17 protein-coding genes are annotated in these 20,479 nt (G+C 59.2%); 15 read left to right on the top strand and 2 right to left on the bottom strand.

Annotated elements, in window-relative coordinates; all coding sequences use genetic code 11:
- The first annotated feature begins 8 nt into the window (after positions 1-8).
- From ACESSC_RS00295 to ACESSC_RS00315, 5 genes are all read left to right on the top strand, one after another.
- Positions 9-329, top strand: coding sequence for a hypothetical protein (locus tag ACESSC_RS00295; RefSeq protein WP_117786142.1), 321 nt, complete (start codon positions 9-11; stop codon positions 327-329).
- 121 nt (positions 330-450) lie between these two features.
- Positions 451-2,811 carry a ferrous iron transport protein B gene (gene feoB / locus ACESSC_RS00300; RefSeq protein WP_373160774.1) on the top strand — a complete coding sequence of 787 codons (2,361 nt, stop codon included), beginning with the start codon at positions 451-453 and terminating at the stop codon, positions 2,809-2,811.
- A 124-nt stretch (positions 2,812-2,935) separates the two neighbouring features.
- The gene (locus ACESSC_RS00305; protein WP_373160776.1) at positions 2,936-4,132 is read left to right on the top strand and encodes an MFS transporter; all 1,197 of its coding nucleotides are present in this window, start codon (positions 2,936-2,938) and stop codon (positions 4,130-4,132) included.
- 182 nt (positions 4,133-4,314) lie between these two features.
- Complete coding sequence (locus tag ACESSC_RS00310; protein WP_373160778.1) at positions 4,315-5,691, top strand: alpha-amylase family glycosyl hydrolase; 1,377 nt, start codon at positions 4,315-4,317, stop codon at positions 5,689-5,691.
- A 3-nt stretch (positions 5,692-5,694) separates the two neighbouring features.
- Positions 5,695-6,258, top strand: a complete 564-nt coding sequence (locus ACESSC_RS00315; RefSeq protein WP_373160779.1) for a uracil-DNA glycosylase family protein — start codon at positions 5,695-5,697, stop codon at positions 6,256-6,258.
- A gap of 1 nt (position 6,259) precedes the next feature.
- On the opposite strand, the gene ACESSC_RS00320 is transcribed toward ACESSC_RS00315, so the two are convergent.
- The gene (locus ACESSC_RS00320; protein WP_117765076.1) at positions 6,260-6,922 is read right to left on the bottom strand and encodes a hypothetical protein; all 663 of its coding nucleotides are present in this window, start codon (positions 6,920-6,922) and stop codon (positions 6,260-6,262) included.
- 93 nt (positions 6,923-7,015) lie between these two features.
- Here ACESSC_RS00320 and ACESSC_RS00325 point away from each other — a divergent pair, with 93 nt between their 5' ends.
- The 4 genes from ACESSC_RS00325 (at position 7,016) to ACESSC_RS00340 (ending at position 10,879) form a co-directional block, all read left to right on the top strand.
- Complete coding sequence (locus tag ACESSC_RS00325; protein ID WP_373160781.1) at positions 7,016-8,152, top strand: pyridoxal phosphate-dependent aminotransferase; 1,137 nt, start codon at positions 7,016-7,018, stop codon at positions 8,150-8,152.
- 504 nt (positions 8,153-8,656) lie between these two features.
- Entirely contained in the window at positions 8,657-9,178 is a 522-nt protein-coding gene (rplJ, locus tag ACESSC_RS00330) for a 50S ribosomal protein L10 (RefSeq protein ID WP_373160783.1), read from the top strand.
- 102 nt (positions 9,179-9,280) lie between these two features.
- A complete protein-coding gene (rplL, locus tag ACESSC_RS00335) occupies positions 9,281-9,658 on the top strand; it encodes a 50S ribosomal protein L7/L12 (protein WP_006235005.1) in 378 nt (125 codons plus the stop codon).
- A gap of 312 nt (positions 9,659-9,970) precedes the next feature.
- Positions 9,971-10,879, top strand: coding sequence for a UTP--glucose-1-phosphate uridylyltransferase (locus tag ACESSC_RS00340; RefSeq protein WP_373160785.1), 909 nt, complete (start codon positions 9,971-9,973; stop codon positions 10,877-10,879).
- Between the two features lie 82 nt (positions 10,880-10,961).
- Here ACESSC_RS00340 and ACESSC_RS00345 read toward each other — a convergent pair whose 3' ends face one another.
- Positions 10,962-12,035, bottom strand: a complete 1,074-nt coding sequence (locus tag ACESSC_RS00345) for a helix-turn-helix transcriptional regulator (RefSeq protein WP_373160787.1) — start codon at positions 12,033-12,035, stop codon at positions 10,962-10,964.
- Between the two features lie 221 nt (positions 12,036-12,256).
- Between ACESSC_RS00345 and ACESSC_RS00350 the strand changes: the two genes are divergently transcribed.
- From ACESSC_RS00350 to rpoB, 6 genes are all read left to right on the top strand, one after another.
- On the top strand, positions 12,257-12,955 hold the full coding sequence (locus ACESSC_RS00350) for a hypothetical protein (RefSeq protein ID WP_117646082.1): 699 nt from the start codon (positions 12,257-12,259) through the stop codon (positions 12,953-12,955).
- 388 nt (positions 12,956-13,343) lie between these two features.
- Positions 13,344-13,646, top strand: a complete 303-nt coding sequence (locus tag ACESSC_RS00355) for a hypothetical protein (RefSeq protein WP_117646083.1) — start codon at positions 13,344-13,346, stop codon at positions 13,644-13,646.
- 332 nt (positions 13,647-13,978) lie between these two features.
- Positions 13,979-14,551 (top strand): hypothetical protein, encoded by a 573-nt coding sequence (locus ACESSC_RS00360; protein WP_117646085.1) that lies wholly within the window; start codon positions 13,979-13,981, stop codon positions 14,549-14,551.
- Between the two features lie 335 nt (positions 14,552-14,886).
- Positions 14,887-15,645: a hypothetical protein gene (locus ACESSC_RS00365; protein ID WP_373160789.1), complete on the top strand. Its 759-nt coding sequence runs from the start codon at positions 14,887-14,889 to the stop codon at positions 15,643-15,645.
- Positions 15,646-15,738: 93 nt separating this feature from the next.
- Positions 15,739-16,611: a hypothetical protein gene (locus ACESSC_RS00370; protein ID WP_373160791.1), complete on the top strand. Its 873-nt coding sequence runs from the start codon at positions 15,739-15,741 to the stop codon at positions 16,609-16,611.
- Between the two features lie 376 nt (positions 16,612-16,987).
- Complete coding sequence (rpoB, locus tag ACESSC_RS00375) at positions 16,988-20,479, top strand: DNA-directed RNA polymerase subunit beta (RefSeq protein ID WP_255412935.1); 3,492 nt, start codon at positions 16,988-16,990, stop codon at positions 20,477-20,479.

Here is a 20,479-nt window from a genome sequence, read left to right on the forward strand (position 1 = left end):
GAGGAGCCATGCTTGAGGGTACGTATGTGGTTTTGGCCCAGACGCCGGTGGGGAGCAAGCGCGGCGAGGTGACGTTTTCACATGGGGTGAACGGCGCGCTCAGGGCAGTACTAAACGTCAGGGGTCTCAATATCGCTCTCTCGGGTGCCCGCGCTGAGTGCGATTTCTTTGAGCTCTCGGGTACTATCTCCCACGTCTTGATGGGCAAGGCGCCCTTTACATGCACGGGGTCGGTTGAGGGTGATCGACTCACTGCTACCGCGCGGTCGGGTTCCATTTCGATCTCGCTGAGCGGTATGCGCAAAGAGCTTTCGGGGCGCACCGCATAAAGTTTGCACAGGTAAACATCAGTATTTGACTTTATATAATAGTTCAGAGCGCTATCATTTGTCGTTACGAGTTGGTTAGCCCCGGTAAACGGTTAACCGCGTCTAACGAAAGGATGAGCGCGTGAAGCTCGATACACTCGAGATTGGAAAGGACGCCGTTGTCGCATCGGTGGCATCGGACGATCAGGCACTCCGACAGCATATTTTGGACATGGGCCTAACGCCGGGCACCGAAGTCACCATGATGAAGTACGCTCCTATGGGCGACCCGCTCGAGATTCGCCTGCGTGGCTACGAGTTGACGCTGCGCAAGGACGATGCCGCTCGCATCGAGCTCGTGGGTGTTCACGACACAGACACGGGTCCGCGCACTAACGCCGCAATCGGCACGACGGAGCACCCGGCACTCGGCGAGGGGACGTATTCGCCCCGTGCGGCAAAAACGGCCGTGCCCGAGGGTGCGCCGCTGCATTTCGCCCTCGCCGGCAACCAAAACTGCGGTAAGACCACGTTGTTCAACCAGCTGACAGGCTCCAACCAGCACGTTGGTAACTTTCCCGGCGTGACGGTCGACCGCAAGGACGGCACTATTCGTAACCACCCCGAGGCGAGCGTTACCGACCTGCCTGGCATCTATTCGCTGTCGCCGTACACGGGCGAAGAGATCGTCAGCCGCCAATTCATCTTGGACGAAAATCCCGACGCCATCATCGATATCATCGACGCCACCAACATCGAGCGTAACCTGTACCTGACGCTGCAGCTTATGGAGCTCGACCGCCCCATGGTCATCGCGCTCAACATGATGGACGAGGTGACGGCCAACGGCGGCGCCGTGGACGTCAACCTTCTCGAGAGCCTGTTGGGCGTGCCGGTTGTCCCCATTAGCGCTGCCCGTAACGAGGGTATCGGCGAGCTGGTGGATCACGCCTTGCACGTGGCACGGTTCCGTGAGCGCCCCGGCCGCCTGGACTTCTGCGCGCCCGATGGCCCAGACGGCGGCGCGCTGCATCGCTGCATTCACGGCATCGCCAACCTTATCGAGGACCATGCCGCGACGGCGCACATTCCCGTGCGTTTTGCGGCGACCAAGCTGGTTGAGGGCGACGAGCTGGTAACCGAGGCGCTTCACCTGGACCGTAACGAGCTTGACGCCATCGAGCACATCATTACCCAGATGGAAGGCGAGGCCGGCACCGACCGTCTATCTGCGCTGGCCGACATGCGCTTCGGCTTTATCGGCGACGTGTGTGGGCGCTGCGTCGTCAAGCCGCACGAGAGCCGCGAGCACGTGCGTTCCGTCAAGATCGACCGCATCCTGACGGGTCGCTACACGGCCATTCCGGCGTTCCTGGTGATCATGGGCCTCGTCTTTTGGCTGACGTTTGGCGTGATCGGCGCGGCGTTGCGGGGACTTATGGAGGACGGCATCGCTGCCATCATCGCCTCGGCTGATGCGGGCCTCAAGGCGTTCGGAACCAACGATGTGGTGCGCTCGCTGGCTGTCGACGGCGTGCTTACGGGCGTGGGCAGCGTGCTGACCTTCCTGCCGATTATCGTCGTGCTCTTTTTGTTCCTCTCCATTCTGGAAGACTCGGGCTACATGGCGCGCGTGGCCTTTGTCATGGATAAAGTGCTGCGTCGCTTTGGCCTGTCGGGCCGCAGCTTCGTGCCTATGCTCGTCGGTTTTGGCTGCACCGTGCCGGCTATCATGTCGACCCGTACGCTCCCATCCGAGCACGACCGCAAGATGACGGTCATGCTCACGCCGTTCATGAGCTGTTCGGCCAAGTTGCCGGTCTACGGTCTGCTGTGCGGGGCGTTTTTCCCGCAGGCGACGGTTCCCGCCATGGTCTCGCTCTATCTGATTGGCATTGCGGTCGGTTGCATCGCGGCTTTGGTACTCAACCGCACGGCATTTAAGGGCGACCCGGTGCCGTTTATCATGGAGCTTCCCAACTACCGCCTGCCGAGCATCAAGACGACGGTGATGCTGGCATGGGATAAGGCCAAGGACTTCATCACCAAGGCCTTCACCATTATCTTTGCCGCTACGGTGGTCATTTGGTTCCTTCAGACGTTCGACATCCGCTTTAATGTGGTCGCCGATCAGTCGCAGAGTCTGCTTGCCGGTCTGGGCAGCATTATCGCTCCGCTGCTGGCGCCGCTCGGCTTCGGCGACTGGCGCGCCTCGACGGCGCTCGTCACCGGACTTATCGCCAAGGAGAGCGTCATTTCGACCCTCACGGTGCTTTTGGGTGCAACGTCGCCCGCGGCACTGTCGAGCATGTTTTCGCCGTTTACCGCTTACGTGTTCCTGGTCTTTACGCTGCTGTACCCGCCCTGCGTAGCGGCAATCGGCGCCGTCAAGAGTGAACTGGGCGCGCGCTATGCCGTGGCCGTGTTCGCGTTTCAAGTGACGGTCGCCTGGATTGCGGCGTTTGTCGTGCATTCGGCGGGCATATTGCTGGGGCTGGCTTAGTTATTTATTGATGGCGCAACCTCTGTGTATTGAGTTGATTACGGCCCCGCATCTGTTGCTGACGGATGCGGGGCCGTTGCTATATAATCGCCCATCGCTCAAGACAATCGGAGAGGGTTCCTACATGACTCAGGCAAGACAAGATGGCATCTCGCTCAAGCAGTGGCTCCCGCTTATCGGGCTCGCCTGCTGTGCGTTCGTGTTCAACACGTCGGAGTTCATGCCCATCGGCCTTCTGACTGATATCGCCGCGTCGTTCTCGCTCACCGAGGCCCAGGCAGGCATCATGATCTCGGTCTATGCTTGGGGCGTCATGCTGCTGTCGCTGCCACTCATGGTGTTTGCCTCGCGCTTTGAGTTCAAGCGTATGCTGCTCGGCGTGCTCGCCGTGTTTTCTCTGGGTCAGTTCCTGTCCGCTGTGGCACCGACATATCCCATCCTGGTCTGTGCGCGCCTGGTGGTCGCTTGCGCACATGCCGTGTTCTGGTCGGTCGCCTCGATTATGGCCTCGCGCCTGGTCGACAGTCGCCACGGGGCGCTCGCCATTAGCATGATCGCCACGGGCTCGTCCATCGCGCAGATCTTTGGCCTGCCGATCGGCCGCGCCATCGGACTGGCCGTGGGCTGGCGCATGACATTCGCCGTGGTCGGGGCCCTCTCGGCTGTCGCGGTTGTCTACCAGGCCGCGGTGTTCCCGGCCATGCCGGCGGGCGAGCGCTTTACCGTCAAACAGCTGCCCGAGCTGCTCAAGAACCCGTTCCTGATTGCGCTCTACGCGGTCACGGTCTTTATGGCGACCGGCTATTATGCGGGTTACAGCTATATCGAGCCGTTCCTGGCGCAGGTCGCGCACGTCGACGCAAGCGCTATTACCATGACGCTGACGGCGTTTGGCTGCTCTGGTCTGCTCGGAAGCTGGCTGTTTGGCCGCCTGTTCGATGGGCATCGCTTCCCGTTCTTGGCTATCACGCTCTCCGGCGTGCCGGTGGCTCTGCTGCTCGTGGGTCCGGTCGCATCGTCGCTCGTAGCAGTGCTTGCCGTCTGCGCGCTATGGGGCTGCTGCTCCACGGCCTTTAACGTGGCGTTCCAGGCCGAGCTCATCAAGTACACGCCGGCAGACTCGTCGGCCGTCGCCATGTCGATCTTCTCGGGCCTGTTTAACCTCGGTATCGGCACGGGCACCGCGGTCGGCGGCGCCGTGGTGTCGGGTCCCGGCATCGCCTGGATCGGTTGTGCGGGCGGGGCGATTGCCGTCGTGGGTGTCATTCTCGCTATCACGGTGCTATTCCCGGCCATACACCGCGCAAAGCCTGTCGCCTAATCACGTCCCCTCATCAGTTGCGGTGAAATACGGACTGCTGAGCCCAATAAACCCGGCAAACAGTCCGTATTTCACCGCAACTTAGAAAGGAGCTGGGGTAGCTAAAAGAGCCCCGTCCCAAAATAGCTACCCTGCTGGGCATACAATGGATGTCGTTGTGTTGAGCTTGCCGGGAGGTTGCTATGTGGGCATACGAGACGACGTTCTATCAGATCTATCCGCTGGGCTTTTGCGGAGCTCCGCGCGAAAACGCCGCGCCCGTTGCCGAGGATGAGCTCGCCCAGGCTGCCAACGCTGCGCCCAACCCCGATGCGCCCATCATGAAGATCGCCCAATGGGCCGACTACCTGCAAAAACTCGGTATTGGCGCTGTGCTGATTAACCCGCCGCTCGAGTCTGATAGCCATGGCTACGACACGCGCAGCCTGCGCCATATCGACCGTCGCCTGGGTGGGGACGCCGACTTTGCCGCCGTATGCGACACGCTGCACGCCCATGGCATCCGCGTGGTGCTTGATGCCGTCTTCAACCACGTCGGTCGCGGCTTTTGGGCCTTCCGCGATGTGCAGGAGCGCAAGTGGGACTCGCCCTACAAGGACTGGTTCCATATTAGCTTTGACGGAGATTCCTGCTATGGCGACGGCTTTTGGTACGAGGGCTGGGAAGGCCATTTTGAGCTTGTGAAGCTCAACCTGCAAAATCCCGCTGTGGTCGATTACCTGCTCGAGTCTGTGCGCCGTTGGGCCGACGTCTTTGGCGTCGACGGCCTGCGCCTGGACGTTGCCTATATGCTCGACCGCGACTTTATGCGCCGCCTGCACGCCTTTGCCCGTGAGCTCAAGCCCGACTTTGTGCTGATCGGCGAGACGCTCCACGGCGACTACAACCAGATCGTCAACGACGAGATGCTCGACTCCTGCACCAACTACGAGTGCTACAAGGGCCTGTACTCCAGCTTTAACTCGGTCAATATGTTCGAGATCGCCCATTCGCTGCACCGCCAGTTTGGCGGCGATCCGTGGTGCATCTACCGCGGCAAACATCTGCTGTCGTTTGTCGACAACCACGATGTACCGCGCCTGGCGAGCATCCTCACCGACAAGTCCTGTCTACGTCCTGCCTACGGCATGCTCTTTGGCATGCCAGGCATCCCGTGCGTCTACTATGGCAGCGAGTGGGGAATTGCTGGCGAAAAGGGCGGCCCCGATGGCGACTGGGCGCTGCGCCCTGCGCTCGATGAGCCTGCGCCCAACGAGCTGACGGCGTTCATCACGCGGCTTGCGCACCTTCGCTCGGCCGACGACGCGGCTGCCCGTGCTCTCAACTACGGTGCCTATCGCAACGTGGTGATCCAGAACAAGCAGCTGCTGTTCGAGCGCGCCTGTGACGGCGCGACGGTGCTCGTGGCGGTGAACGCCGTGGACGAGCCTTACACCTTTGGCGCCGGCGAGCTCAACGGCTCCTTTGTCGATTTGCTTGCCGACGATGCACCCACGGTCGAGCTGACGGGTACCCTTGAGCTTGCACCCTACGAGGTGCGTTATCTGTTGAGGGCCTAGGCCATGGCTGCTGCCGACGAGGGCTATCAACATATTGAGCATGGGTTTGAACCCGTGTTTGACGAGCGCTCGCGCGTTTTGGTGCTGGGGTCGTTTCCCTCGGTGCTCTCGCGTGCCAATGCCTTTTATTACGGCAACCCTCAGAATCGCTTTTGGCGTGTGATGGCCACGTGCCTCGGTATGCCTGTGCCGCCCAACGAGGGCGATCCTTTGGCAAGCGGTGAGCCCGCGACGCTCGATGCCTCCATTGCCGCCAAGCGATCCATGCTGTTGAACGGTGGCGTGGCCCTGTGGGATGTGATTGAGAGCTGCGACATTAAGGGCTCGAGCGACGCGAGCATTCGCAACGTTGTGCCGGCACATATCGAGTGCATTACCGATGCCGCGCCGATCGAGGCCGTTGTCTGTAACGGCGGCACGGCAGGGCGACTCTACAAACGCTACTTGCAAGATCGGACGGGGCTGCCCGCCATCGTCCTGCCCTCGACAAGTCCTGCCAACGCGGCGTGGCGTTTGGAGCGGCTTGTCGAGCGTTGGAGTGAAGCCGTTGACTGGGCAGCTCATTAATTTAGATTATTGATTGAGTGTGGGCGCCGAGGTGTTTCAGAACGCCTCGCCAGACCGGCGCGGGCACGGCTGGCTCGGCGCAAACCATGCCGTCGGCGTCGACGTTGGCGGCATTGCCGCCGCCAAGTCGCTGTGCATGCTCGACGGAGCAGCCCATGCGCACAGCGCCCACAAGCTTATCCATCGCTTCCGAAAATGGTCGGCGTAAGAGGCCCATGCGTGGGGAATGGCGAAGCGCTGCGATGCCGCTGCCGGCGCAGATGGCAACGCCGCCACACCACAATTGGTCATGGCGCTCGCATGCCTTGTGCAAGCGAACGGCGGTCCCACGCGCCTGCTCAGCGCCCTGTTGTGCGGCTCTAATCACGGCGTAGACACGCGTTCCCGTACTGCCAAAGCGCTCAAGCGCCTGCTCGATGGCTGTCAACGTCTCATCGTCAGCCATATCTTCAATGGCCAGCACGATGCCATCGGCAACGCTGCCGGCGTCATTTGCCTTCAAGTCGACTGGGCGGGGGAGTGCAGTGCCGGAAAGCTGTGCATAGGCGGCGATGGCATCCTGCAGGTCCCAAAGCAAAAACTCAAGATCGGCGCTATTGGGAATGCTGATATACGCAATGGTTTGCAGTGTTTTTGGTACGTCGCTACGCGCGGTCGTCTCCATGCCATCTCCTTTCCGGCTCGTTTCCGTTTAGGTTACACCGTCTGGCGGCGCCCCGCCGCGCTATCCTAGTGCAACCCTTACGAAAGGAACGCCATGCGACTGCCCATGAATACCTCGCTTGCCACGCTCAAGCCCTCCGGTATCCGCCGGATCAACGCGCTCGCCGCCCAGCACCCGGGGTGCATCGCGCTTGCGCTCGGCGAGCCCGATTTTCCCACGCCCGATGTGATTAGCGCCGAGGTGACCGCCGCGCTGGACCGCGGTGACACGCACTATCCGCCCAACAACGGTCGCCCCGCCCTGCGTGATGCACTGTCCAAATATATGGATGACGCGGGCCTGGCGTTTTCCGCCGATGAGGTCATCCTGACCGACGGCGCGACCGAGGCACTGTCGGCAACATTCATGGCCATGCTCAACCCCGGCGACGAGGTCATTATCCCCACGCCGGCCTTTGGCCTGTACGAGAGCATCGTTGTGGCCAACCACGCCAAAGCGGTCTTCTTGGATACGGAGCCCGCGCAATTTCAGATTGATGAGGAGGCGCTGCGCGCTTGCGTTACGCCGGCGACCAAGGCCATCGTCATCTGCTCGCCCAACAATCCTACGGGTTGCATCCTCAACACGGCGTCGCTCGACACCGTGGCGCGCGTAGCGGAGCAGGCGGGTATCTACGTAGTCTGCGACGACGTGTACAACCGTCTGGTCTACGTGGACGGCTACGAGCGATTTGCCCAGCGCCACCCGGAGCTACGCGAACAGACGGTGGTCATCGAGAGCTTCTCCAAGCCCTGGGCCATGACCGGCTGGCGCTTGGGCTGGCTCGCAGCGGCAGCCCCCGTCATCGCCGAGATTGCAAAGGCCCACCAATACCTAGTATCGAGCGCCGTCTCCTTCGAGATGGACGCCGCCCGCGTGGCGCTTACCGTGGACCCGTCGCCGATGCTCGAAGTCTACCGAGCCCGCCGCGAACGCGTGCTCGCAGCCTTAGACGCCATGGGCCTCGACGTAGTGGAACCGGCAGGTGCCTTCTACGCCTTCCCCAGCATCAAACAATTCGGCCTAACAAGCGAAGACTTCTGCATCAAAGCCATCAAAGAGGCAAACGTAGCCCTAGTCCCAGGCGACTGTTTCGGCACCGAAGGCCACATCCGCCTAAGCTACTGCGTCTCCGACCAAGATCTGGACGAAGGCCTTCGCCGCCTGTCCACCTTCATTTCGACTTTGTAGTCCTCAGGGATGCAGCACATCAGCCCACCGACCCAAGCATTATGAGCGGGGGCGTCAGCCAACGAAAACCCGGGCTGCCCAAAGTCACCGCAGGCCGCGCCGCCGAAGGCCAGGCGCAAGGTTTTCGTAGATTCCGCACGAGCCGAAGAGCACTTAATGTGCTCTTCGTGCGAGCCAGGACTTGACCGAGCGAAAACCTTGCGCCTGGCCTTCGGCGGAGCGTGCCGGATGGTGGAATTGTGTGCAGCCCGGTTTTCCGTTGACCGACGCCGGGGTCCCCGCCATAATACTTTCGGTTCACGCACGAATCCGCTGCCAGAGACAGCCGGTGCAAACGGGCATCGCCCGCGAGCTTAATGGGACTTCCCGCCAGCCGAGGTGGTCGAGTAGATATGTCTTCTCGCCCCCGTCGCTCATGCAGCGCGGGGGCTTTCTTTTTGGACATGCCCCCGTCACGTCCTTGTGGCGGACCGTGCCCGGAAAGAATTCGAGGAGGTGTAATTCATGCCCCAGCAGTACAAAATCGACAAGGTTGCAGAGATCGAGGCCCGTATCGCCGAGAACGCCGGTCTGTTTGTCGTCAACTACAACGGTCTGACGGTTAAGCAGGCTCAGGAGCTGCGTCATCAGCTTCGCGAGTGCGGCGCCGAGATGAAGGTCTACAAGAACAACCTGGTCAAGATCGCTCTCAAGAACCAGGAGCAGCCCGAGCTCGACGAGATTCTCGCCGGCCCCGTCGCTTATGTGTTCTACGAGACCGAGCCGGTCGAGGCCGCTAAGGCCCTTAAGGACTTCTCTGCTAAGTCCAAGGGCGTCCTTGAGATCAAGGGCGGTATCTCCGACGGCAAGGCCGTTTCCGCTGATGATGTTAAGGCTATCGCCGAGCTGCCCACCAAGGATCAGCTTCTCGGCCAGATCGCCGGTCTCATCTCCGGTTTCGCTCGCGACATCGCTGTCTGCGTCAACGGCGTTTCCTCTGGTCTCGCTCGTTCGATCCAGCAGGTCTCCGAGCAGAAGGCAGCCTAGTCGCTGCTTTCACCCGCGGCGGCAACGCCGCACCCCAGGCGCATTCGCGCCATGTTTTAACTGATCTCCGTGCACAGACACGGAAACCGAAAGGACTTAGAAATGGCTAAGCTTACCACCGATGAGATCATCGATGCTCTTAAGGAAATGACCCTTCTCGAGGCTTCCGAGCTCGTCAAGGCTATCGAGGACACCTTCGGCGTTTCCGCCGCTGCTCCTGCCGCTGTTGTCGCCGCTCCCGCTGCTGGCGCTGCTGAGGCCGAGGAGAAGACCGAGTTTGACGTCGTGCTCGAGGGCTTCGGCGACAACAAGATCCAGGTCATCAAGGCCGTCCGTGAGCTCACCAACCTTGGCCTGAAGGAGGCCAAGGAGGTCGTCGAGGGCGCTCCCAAGGCTGTTCTCGAGGGTGCCAAGAAGGAGGACGCCGAGGCTGCCAAGGAGAAGCTCGAGGCTGCTGGCGCTGCTGTCACCCTCAAGTAATCAGGCTTTCTCGCCAGATTTCTTTGCAGACGGGGTTCGCATTGCGAGCCCCGTCTTTTTTGTTATGACCACTCTATTTTGCTGGCTCGGCATGCAAATTGCTGTCGTTTGCGGTGCTTTGGGGTCGCTACCGTTGGGCGATAAAATTGCATCATTCAAGCAATAATTTGCGTTGACCTGCTGAAGAATGGTGCTTGCCTGCATTAACGTTAATTAACAGCGGTAAAATAATCCGGTATCGCAATTTGGTCTGCGGCCGGTGAGCCGCATGCACGGGCGCTATTTGCGCCTGCGAAAGGATCCCTGAATACTATGAAGGCAATCATCCCCGCCGCCGGTCTTGGCACGCGTTTTCTGCCTGGCACCAAGTGCACGCCCAAAGAGATGCTGCCGGTGCTCGACAAGCCGGTCATCCAGTACGTCGTTGAGGAGGCACTCGACCCCGAGGAGGTCGACGATGCCATTATCGTCACCTCTCCCGGCAAGCCTGAGCTGCTGAGCTATTTCCAGCCCGATCGCTCGCTCGAGAACCTGCTTCGCGAGCGCGGCAAGGATGCTTATGCCGACGCCGTCGCCCATGCGGGTGGTATGCCGGTCGACTTCCGTTATCAGTACGAGCCCAAGGGCCTTGGCCACGCCATTCGCTCTGCCGCCGACGCTGTGGCAGGGGAGAACTTCCTGGTTCTTCTGGGCGATTACGTTGTGCCCAACCGTGACATCTGCGACAAGATGCTTGCCGTCTCTAAGGAGCATGGTGGCGCTTCTGTTATCGCCGTTGCCGCGTGCGCTCCCGAGGAGGTCAGCCGCTACGGCGTGATCGCCGGCGATCGCGTGGGCTCTCTCGAGGGCTTCGAGAATGCTGCCGATGCCGAGCCGGGCGCTGTCTGGCGCATCGGCGGTCTGGTCGAGAAGCCCGCTCCCGAGGCGGCTCCGTCCAACCTGTACATCGTCGGTCGCTACCTGCTGAGCCCGCTGGTCATGGACCTGCTGGCCGACCAGCAGGCCGGTAAGGGCGGCGAGATCCAGCTGACCGACGCCATGGCACGTTCGCTCGATCGCGAGGCCATGTACGCTGTCGTCATCGATCCGCTGTCGGGCTACGATACCGGTACCCCGTCTGGCTGGATGGCCACTAACGCCCTCATGGCCGCAAACGATCCTCGCTTTGCAGACGCCTTCTGGGATGCCATCGACGAGCGCGGCGGTTTGATGCGCAAGTAAGGCAACGCTTGGGATAGGCCTGTTCAAATAGCTAAGATCAACAAACCACCGTGGTTTTCTACACCGCGGTGGTTTGTTGTTATCAGGGGATATTTCTGCTGTACTGGGCAAGCATCGATTGAGCGTCTTTTGCAAGCTCCTTGCGCAGCTCTTCCGGGGCGAGCGCCTCGATGTTCTCTGAGTTTTGCCTGATCCAATATCGTATGGCGTTGAGGTTCGCCTCGACCTGAAGATCAATAAACTCGCTGTTGCACGCGATGACGCGCGCATGTACCCCAAAGGCGTCAAAGACGCGCAGAAGCGCGCGGGCGGTGTTGCGTACGCGAATGGTTACCGGTGTGTCGCCTTGAAACATCATAAAGTGTTTTTGCTGGTAGTCGGTGAGATCCTGCTTTGTTAGCGACCTATTCACCTTGATATCGACCAGCTCGATATCAAACAGCACATCGATTCTAAAATGGTAGATTTGTTTGGCATTGTTGGGGTACGTTGCCAATAAGTAGTACCTTCCACCGTTCGTTACGATTTGCCTGGGGTCGACCTCGCTCATGTGCTCCGTTTTTCTCAGGACAAGTGTTTTTCCCTCTGGAGCGTATCTGCCCCATAGAAACCTTATGCGCTTCTTTTGAGTGATGGCCTGGTCGAGTATGCCGATATTGGTGAGCAGCCGATTGACAACCGTTCGTTCCTTGCGGGCGTCAGCCGAGACCACGTTCTTGAGAGTGCTGACCCCCGACTGGGGATTAAGGGATGCAAGTTTGTCGAGCAGCTCGCGTTTCTGCACCTGCGGAAGCGGTGCCGACATAGCTCCATCTCCGAGAAATCTGATCTCGGCTTCGCTGAAATCGTGTATCCAATACAGACGCGTAATCGTTGTCTGCTTGCTGCCGTCGGGCTGCACTCGTATACGCTCATGGTATCCCAGATTGTCTGGATAGTGCTCCAGGAGCGTGGCGATGTGACTACTAATCGTATTTCTGCTTAGCGAAAGCCCGTACGTCCGTTCAAGCTCTTTTTGGATATCGCTCTGGCACATCGGGCTATCTTCGCTTGTGCGCCTCCGCAAGATTTCGACAATGAGCAAAGGCGTGAGAAGTTTTGAATACATGCTCAACTCCTGCTGAAGATTTGAAACTATGCACAAAATCTTGTGCATACAAATCCCTATTATGCCAAATGTGCCGAGCAAGGCGAGCGAGTCTCAGGCGAGACGGATGTGTCAGACGACGTTCACGGGGAAAGGGTTTGGGCTAAGGGGACCGTCGTACCTTGAAAACCGCAGAGAGTACAGCAAGGGGAGCCGAATGGGCCGCGCCTGATGTCGTTCGCACGAGCTCGGATTGATAACGATTTTGTGGACAGAAAGAGGAGTCGCTTATGGATGTGCGCGTTTCTATTCCGGCGAAAAAGTACAACGAAATCGAAGGCTGCTTTGGCTCCGGACATCTCGACAGCATCGTCAACGGTGTCTATTACTGTTCTCCCGATGGATACGGTGGGGGCAGTAGTGTAATCGGCTTCACGGGAAACAGCGATGGCTCCCAGCATTTTCAGGGCTCCGACAAAACGGCCTACAAGAAACTCAGGCTGATTTTCGATAGCTTTTTCGAAGATTACAAGCGCATCAATCCAGCTTCGCTGCAAACGTTTTACCGGGCATTTAAGGTCAACGTCGTGGCTGAGCTCGAAGACGCGTGTGGCCACGATGTGTTCATCACGCGTTTTGGTATCAAGCAATACGATGGAGCCTATGCGGTGTATCCAAGTTCTATTGACGACCCCGCATTTTGGACCGACAACTGGACGAAGATGACCGATAAAGATGGTTTTCCGCTCTATGACGCCAAGATCGACCTGACGTTTTATAAGGCATCCGAGGACTTTAATGTTTTAAGGGGGCTGAAGGCGTATTGCCGCCGAACGATGGGGAGCGAGTTTAGCAAGAAAAGCTTCAATCGGTTTCTCGAGGAGCGCCTCTGCTCTGAGGAAGAGTTGGACGACAGCGTTTTCGATTTGAAGTACACAAAGGCATACGGATGGATGTTCGAGAACCTGGAAGAGCGCGCGCCGATGTGAGGTATCTGATGGCGCGAATGAAAAAGAACCAGTGGTGCTAGCTGCTATTCATTTCTCCTAAGCCCCTGACCTGCTGCAATTGTCGGGAGGCTTTCCTTTTGGGCTACCTCTCGGCAACCTATATGCCGCTATTGCTCGGGTAGCCCAGCGATTGCGTTTACTTTATGGGGTCCATAGGTACGGTTCCGCACCTTTTGGAAGGAAGTACAGAAATGTCTACGACCAAGTCCCAGTCCCATCTGATTGAAGCCGTCCCTGCCCCAGCTGGGGTCGCGCCGTTCCAACAGGGTGCCCTCGAAAGGAGGAGCGGTGTCGTAAACGCGGCCTTGGGTCGTTTCGCCCTCGTCCGAACCTTATATGTGCCTTTAGAAAGGAAGGAAGTACTGAAATGTCCTCTATCAAGACTCATCTTACCGTCAATCTAGCCCGTAGATGCCTGCCGCTGCTACAGGATGTCCACCGCTCCTATATCTTGGCGCACGAGGGTTTCAAGGAAGTTCTCATAGTCGCAGGCGATGCCGTCCCCGCCGATGCCCCCGCCGCCTATGACCCATATAACCTCATGTTTCCCTATCGTTCCGACCCCCGAAACGATGGTATCGACCCGGGCATCGACCCCAGCATCTTCGATGATTTGTTCCCGAATGGGTCGGTAGACGCTGACGGCACCCTTGCGGAAGGCATTTTCTAATGTGGCTTCATTTCGTTGTCGACCCAGAGATAAGTTGGCCTGACGAGTATAAGGGTGCCCGCGATACTTATGAGCGTTTGAGGGTTAGTCCCCAAAATGTTCGCGATGGGACTTCCCGCCGTATTCCAGCCCGTAAGCCCGCCGATGGTAAGCGCCCTGAATACGAACTCTATTCCTTCTCTACAGCAAAGGAGGGTACCCGCGCTCTACGCCGCCTTTTCGCGCGTAATTGTGATGTTGCGCTTCGCGGGTCTTACTCCCACGAGCTTAGGCACCGTGACCCTTCTCGCCGCCATTTTGTACGCTCCCTGTTTGTTAGGGAAGGGGCGGTAGTGCAGGTTCGGGAGTTTGAGACAGGCAATATTAAGTTTGCGGCTGTATTGCATTTTCGCCGCTGGCTGCTCCTGTTGCCGCTGCTCCTTGCCGCGCTGCTCCTGTGCCTTTCGCTCTCTCTCTGCGGCTCTGGTTCCAGCCCTGTCGCGTTCCTCCAAGGGCAGACCTCAATATCTGGCGCTACCTCCAAGCCCGTCCTGACGACCTCCTATGTGAGCTATTCGGCAACCCCTGACACCGTGTGGAGGGCGGGGCAGACACGGCAGGATATGACGCTCTTGCTCCCCGCCACCTGTACCGTGGACGGGAAAGAAGGGTCTAACCCCATCCTGTCAGCGCCCGCCATAGCGGTAGACCTCAACAATAATGGCTCCTTCGAGTCCTCTGAGGTGATTTTTAACTCCGAGGGTGCCTACCTCCGCGCTGGTGCCGAGCTTCGGCATATAGAACTTTCGAAGAAACTTGATTCGGGCGAGTACGCGGCTCGAACTATCTGGACTTCCGTACTCGCCGAGGACGGCAAGACCCCAGCGGGCACAGCCACATTCGATTGGCATCTCACCGTTAAATAGTTGCGATGCGGTGGCTTACCCCGCCACCCCGTCCGAGGTGCAGTCTGAGACTGCCAAGGACGATACGTTGAAGAAGCAGGCCGACATCCACGTTGCCGCCCAGCTCGACAGCACGGGCGGCACTTGGAGTGACGGCAAGGCCACCCGAGCGAACGTGTCTATGTTGTCACGGTACCCACCCAGGTGGGATACAAGAACGTGAATGTCGGAAAGGTTGATTTGACAGCGTCCTATGGAGTGACAGTTAAGGGCGTAGTCGGCACAGGCTAGAGCGATGATGGGGTCCGAGGCGGTTCGATTCGCCCCGGACCCCGGTTGTGTGAGGAGGAGAAAACATGGTAGATGTGATTTCGATGCCATCGACCAACTTGATGGCTGCGTACTTGGGGAAGGAGTACCAACCCAATCGACCACTGAGCAACTGGATCCGTTATTGGCAGCATCCCGGGTACGAGATCGATTACCTTTATCTGAAGGAGCATCTCGGATCTGATGAAAAAGGGCGCGCGGATATCATGTTCAGCCCCTGGATGATCATACGGGAGCTATTGAGTCTACGCGGCGAGCGCTGGTATAAGAATGATATCTATCGGGGCAAACTTACTGCTGAGATGCTGGAAGGGCTCCTGCCGCAAGAGGAATATCCTCTCCTCCACATGTTTCTGGGGCTTGCATACACTCGAGCAAATATGTGGATCCTGCCAGAAGGCTGGATGCAGCACCGAGGGCTTTACCCCCTTGTTGACTGTTGGAACGGGGACGGTCTCGGGAGAAAAACCCGTTTCGCCTCGGATTGGGGCGGATGCTGCGACCAGATGCCTCCGACCCTGGCAGATTTGATGCTGGGTGCCGAACAGGGGAAGTATGCCCTTGGAGACCTTGAGTCCTGGGCGAAGAGGAGCTGTCTCGAATGCTTCTTTGAAGGCGGAGAGATTGAGTTCCATCACATCAAAGGGGTTACTGACTTTGACGACAGGTTCCATCATTTCTATGTTCCGGGGTTTCTGGACGCTTACCTTCGCTATGCGATCGACCGTATCGAAGAGCGAGAGCAACTGCTTAAAACAGCGGAGGCCAACGGCTGGAAGCTCTAGGGGGGCAGACGGGTGGTCTATACTATTAACTGCTAGACGCGGAGCTTAGATCGTGTGTCGAATGATGCCTTAAGCGGGAGAGAGCGAGCTGAAATGTCGAAACCGGTGGAGCTATACAAAGGCAACGCGAGCGGGAGGTGTTCCGTAGATGTGTACTTCAGAGAAGATAACGGAGAGGTAAAATTCACCGACCTGAGGACGCTGGTCGATTACTCCATCTTGATCGGTTGCTCCATCTTGAATTACACGAGCGAAACCTCAACGGCCTTGGAGCGTCTCGCGTGCTACAAGCTTTCGGGTGATCATTTTGAGCTTGACTGCTGCAAGACGGGTGTCAAGAGATATAGCTTCAAGCCCGTTCAGGATATGTATGAAGTCCTGTGGCCTGTTGATGAGTATTCGAGAGACATCGTTGATTCCGCGGAAACCTTGGTTTCTGCAAACGCGGCGCTCTGGAGATGCAAGACCGAGAACCAGTCGTATATCAAAAGCGGAAAAATCGATTGGGATTCGTTGCGCGTCGAGGCATCCGAGCTCGAATACGATGACGAAATAAATGATCTGAACGATTTCGCCCATGCGGTTGCAACCATCGGCAATTTCATGCCCGTTCCGGGAGAGCACCAATCACTGCTCTCGCAATTGGGCGAAAGGTACGACAAAGTTCTCAAACAATTCAAGCAATACTATGCCTGCACTCAAAATCGAGAGATTTCTGTCATGACGAGGGGGGGGACGAAGCGCTGCTTTCCGGAGGTTCCGAAATGGCTCGAGCGCTTCGATGGGTGGAACGGATTCGTCGACAAGAACTACCTCAAGGGCTCTTTTGTCGACGATGGCTATCAAATCGTGGCGTTTGACAACACGTTTCACCAGCTCTCCGAGATGCTTGAGAACAGGTCACGAGTGATGCTCAAGGAATACGAGAAGCGCCTCGAGGGCTCGCAACGCTCAGCAACTGCCTAACGGCTGAATTTCATTTTCGTCTACCGCTCAGACGCATGCGCCCTGATTTCTCGCGTAGATGTCCGGTGCGGTAGGCAAACGGGTGCGGACTTCGGTCTGCACCCGTTTTTTATTTGGGCTGTGCCCTCGCTTCCATTTCGCCATTCAACGGCGTGCGCCAGCAGCTCTGTTCACAGAAAATATATGAACAGATGTTCGATACACATACATCTACCTGCGTGTTTTCTGTCGAAAAACTTTGCTACTCCAAAAACTCAATCGCGTCAAGGCTTTTCTTGCCCAACGGTCGGTACCTGATAAACTATTAGGTTGCGATAACTGGCGAAGCTATGCCTCGCCAACCCACCGAGCATTTCCGTGAAGGAGGAAAAACCTGGTGACCTACGCATACACTGCCACTGAGCGCAAGCGCGTCAGCTTCGGGAAAATCCCGGAGGCCATGGAGCTCCCCAACCTTATCTCTGTTCAAAGGGAATCCTTTGAGCGTTTTAAGGACGAGGGTCTTCGTGAGGCGTTCAAGGAATCCAGCCCCATCCAGAGCCAGAACCATGTTCTCGAGGTTACCTTCGGCGAGCATCAGTTCGGCGACCCCGCGCACACCGTCGAGGAGTGCCGCGAGAAGGATATGACCTATCAGGCTCCGCTTCTGACCGACGTCCGTCTCACCAACAAGGAGACCGGCGAGATCAAGGAGCAGCTCGTCTTTATGGGCGACTTCCCCATGATGACCGATCAGGGCACCTTCATCATCAACGGTACCGAGCGTATCGTCGTCTCGCAGCTCGTCCGCTCCCCGGGCGTGTACTACAGCTCCGAGATGGATTCGGGCAAGCAGATCTACAAGGCCCAGATCATCCCGTCCCGCGGTGCCTGGCTTGAGTTCGAGGTCGACAAGCGCGACCAGCTCATGGTCTCCATCGACCGTAAGCGCAAGCAGAGCGCCACGATGTTCCTGCGCGCCCTTGGCATCGCCGTCACCAACGACGACATCATCGAGCTGCTCGGCAACTCCGATGTGATCAAGCGCACCCTGGAGCGCGACACCGCCCTTACCCGCGAGGATGCCCTCATCGAGATCTACCGCCGTCTGCGCCCGGGCGAGCCTCCCACCGTGGACGCTTCCCGCAGCCTGCTCGAGGGCCTGCTCTTCAACCCGCAGCGCTACGATCTGGCCCGCGTCGGTCGCTACAAGGTCAACAAAAAGCTCAACCTCACCACCGAGGAAGAGGTCACGGTGCTCACCGACGAGGATATCGTCGCGACGCTGCGCTACCTGCTGTCCCTCGCTGCCGGCGAGCAGGGCTTCAAGGTCGACGACATCGACCACTTTGGCAACCGCCGCATCCGCACCGTCGGCGAGCTTGTCGCCAACCAGTTCCGTATCGGCATGAGCCGTATGGAGCGCGTCGTCCGTGAGCGCATGAGCTCCCAGGACATCGATGAGATCACCCCGCAGTCGCTCATCAACATCCGCCCGATCGTGGCCTCCATCAAGGAGTTCTTCGGTTCCTCGCAGCTCTCGCAGTTCATGGACCAGGCGAACCCCCTGACCGGTCTGACCCACAAGCGCCGTCTGTCCGCACTCGGCCCTGGTGGTCTTGCCGGCCACAAGTCCGGCTCCAGCCGCCGCACCAACGTGCCGACGGCCGTCCGCGACGTTCACAACTCGCACTACAGCCGCATGTGTCCGATCGAGACCCCCGAAGGCCCCAACATCGGCCTGATCGGCTCGCTCGCTCTCTACGCCCGCGTCAACGAGTATGGCTTCATCGAGGCCCCGTTCCGTCGCGTCGAGAACGGCGTTGCCACCGACCAGATCGACTGGATGACCGCTGACGAGGAAGAGAAGCACGTCATCGCGCCGGCCAACACGCCGCTCGATCCCAAGACCAACGAGTTCATCACGACCGATGCCGAGGGCAAGATCGTTCGTCCGCACACCGTGATCGCCCGTACCCGCGACTTCGACGGCTCCTTCGGCGCTCCCGCCGACGTGCCCGTCGAGGACGTCGACTACATGGACGTCTCGCCGCGTCAGATGCTCTCCGTTGCAGCCACGCTGATTCCGTTCCTCGAGCACGACGACGCCAAGCGTACGCTGATGGGCGCTAACATGCAGCGTCAGGCCGTGCCGCTGGTTCACCCCGCCGCTCCCTATGTCGGTACCGGCATGGAGCGTCGCGCCGCTCTGGACTCCGGCGAGGTCACCCTGGCCAAGAACGCCGGCGAGGTCATCTTTGCCGACGCTGCCAAGATCATCGTCAAGCATGCCGGCGGCATGGACGAGTATCACCTGGCCAAGTACCAGCGCTCCAACCAGTCCACCTGCATCAACCACCGTCCGCTCGTGCGCGTCGGTGACACCGTTGAGCAGGGCGAGCCCCTGGCTGACGGTCCTTCGACCGATCATGGCGAGCTCGCACTGGGTCAGAACCTCACCGTGGCCTACATGCCGTGGGAAGGCTTCAACTACGAGGACGGTATCGTCGTGTCCGAGCGCCTGGTGGCCGAGGACCTGCTGACGACCATCAACATCACCCGTCACGAGATCGACGCCCGCGACACCAAGCTCGGTCCCGAGGAGATTACCCGCGAGATCCCGAACCTCTCCGAGGACATGCTTGCCAACCTCGACGAGGACGGCATCATCCGCATCGGCGCCGAGGTCGGCCCTGGCGACATCCTGGTCGGCAAGGTCACGCCTAAGGGCGAGAGCGCTCTGACCGCCGAGGAGCGCCTGCTGCGCGCCATCTTCGGTGCCAAGGCCCACGACGTCCGCGATACCTCCCTTAAGATGCCTCACGGCGCTTACGGCCGCGTCATCGATGTCGTCCGCTTTAGCCGCGAGAACGGCGACGACCTGGCCCCCGGCGTCAACGAGCAGGTGCGCGTCTACGTCGCCCAGCGTCGTAAGATCCAGCAGGGCGATAAGATCGCCGGCCGCCACGGCAACAAGGGTGTTATCTGTAACGTTCTGCCGGTCGAGGACATGCCCTACATGGCTGACGGTACCCCGATCGACGTTATCCTCAACCCGCTGGGCGTTCCTTCGCGTATGAACGTCGGCCAGCTGCTCGAGTGCCACCTTGGCTGGGCTGCTGCCTGCGGTTGGGATACCGAGCAGGCCGACTCCGACAAGTACGTCCCCGGTCCGTTCTTCACCGCTACGCCCGTCTTCGACGGCGCCAAGGAGGACGAGATCGCCGAGGTCATTCGTCGTGCCAACAAGAACATGCTCAACAAGGCCACCGCTGCCTTTGGCGATCACATGCGCCCCGAGTTCGTCACCCAGCTTGACGAGCGCGGCAAGACCCGTCTGTTCGACGGCCGCACCGGCGAGGAGTTCCGCGAGCCCATTACCGTGGGTACGTCCTACATCCTCAAGCTCGGCCACATGGTCGACGACAAGATCCACGCCCGTTCGACCGGCCCTTACAGCCTGGTTACCCAGCAGCCTCTGGGCGGCAAGGCCCAGTTCGGCGGCCAGCGCTTCGGCGAGATGGAAGTTTGGGCACTGTACGCTTACGGTGCTTCCAACGTCCTGCAGGAGATCCTGACCGTCAAGTCCGACGATACCGTGGGCCGCGTCAAGACCTACGAGTCCATCGTCAAGGGCGAGAACGTTCCTGTCCCGGGTATCCCCGAGTCCTTCAAGGTTCTCGTCAAGGAGATCCGCTCCCTCGCGCTGGACATCGAGCCCATGCACGATGCCGACGAGGACGCCTCCGCCCCTGTGACCGCCGAGGAGACCTCTGCTCTCGACGACCTGGCTGCGCTCGCCGGCGTTGACACCGACGTCGAGGCCGAGGATGCCGAGACCGCCGAGGCACCCGAGGCTGTCGCCGCCACGACCACTGATAAGGAGTAG

Origin of the sequence: Collinsella aerofaciens (genome assembly GCF_964243765.1) — a bacterium.
Taxonomy (GTDB): Bacteria; Actinomycetota; Coriobacteriia; order Coriobacteriales; family Coriobacteriaceae; genus Collinsella; species Collinsella aerofaciens_BU.

Excerpts from the sequence above, each read along its gene's own strand:
- ACESSC_RS00295 (WP_117786142.1), top strand. The coding sequence starts at position 9 with ATGCTTGAGGGTACGTATGTGGTTTTGGCCCAGACGCCGGTGGGGAGC.
- ACESSC_RS00305 (WP_373160776.1), top strand. The coding sequence starts at position 2,936 with ATGACTCAGGCAAGACAAGATGGCATCTCGCTCAAGCAGTGGCTCCCG.
- ACESSC_RS00310 (WP_373160778.1), top strand. The coding sequence starts at position 4,315 with ATGTGGGCATACGAGACGACGTTCTATCAGATCTATCCGCTGGGCTTT.
- ACESSC_RS00315 (WP_373160779.1), top strand. The coding sequence starts at position 5,695 with ATGGCTGCTGCCGACGAGGGCTATCAACATATTGAGCATGGGTTTGAA.
- ACESSC_RS00320 (WP_117765076.1), bottom strand. The coding sequence starts at position 6,922 with ATGGAGACGACCGCGCGTAGCGACGTACCAAAAACACTGCAAACCATT.
- ACESSC_RS00325 (WP_373160781.1), top strand. The coding sequence starts at position 7,016 with ATGCGACTGCCCATGAATACCTCGCTTGCCACGCTCAAGCCCTCCGGT.
- rplJ (WP_373160783.1), top strand. The coding sequence starts at position 8,657 with ATGCCCCAGCAGTACAAAATCGACAAGGTTGCAGAGATCGAGGCCCGT.
- rplL (WP_006235005.1), top strand. The coding sequence starts at position 9,281 with ATGGCTAAGCTTACCACCGATGAGATCATCGATGCTCTTAAGGAAATG.
- ACESSC_RS00340 (WP_373160785.1), top strand. The coding sequence starts at position 9,971 with ATGAAGGCAATCATCCCCGCCGCCGGTCTTGGCACGCGTTTTCTGCCT.
- ACESSC_RS00345 (WP_373160787.1), bottom strand. The coding sequence starts at position 12,035 with ATGCACAAGATTTTGTGCATAGTTTCAAATCTTCAGCAGGAGTTGAGC.
- ACESSC_RS00350 (WP_117646082.1), top strand. The coding sequence starts at position 12,257 with ATGGATGTGCGCGTTTCTATTCCGGCGAAAAAGTACAACGAAATCGAA.
- ACESSC_RS00355 (WP_117646083.1), top strand. The coding sequence starts at position 13,344 with ATGTCCTCTATCAAGACTCATCTTACCGTCAATCTAGCCCGTAGATGC.
- ACESSC_RS00365 (WP_373160789.1), top strand. The coding sequence starts at position 14,887 with ATGGTAGATGTGATTTCGATGCCATCGACCAACTTGATGGCTGCGTAC.
- ACESSC_RS00370 (WP_373160791.1), top strand. The coding sequence starts at position 15,739 with ATGTCGAAACCGGTGGAGCTATACAAAGGCAACGCGAGCGGGAGGTGT.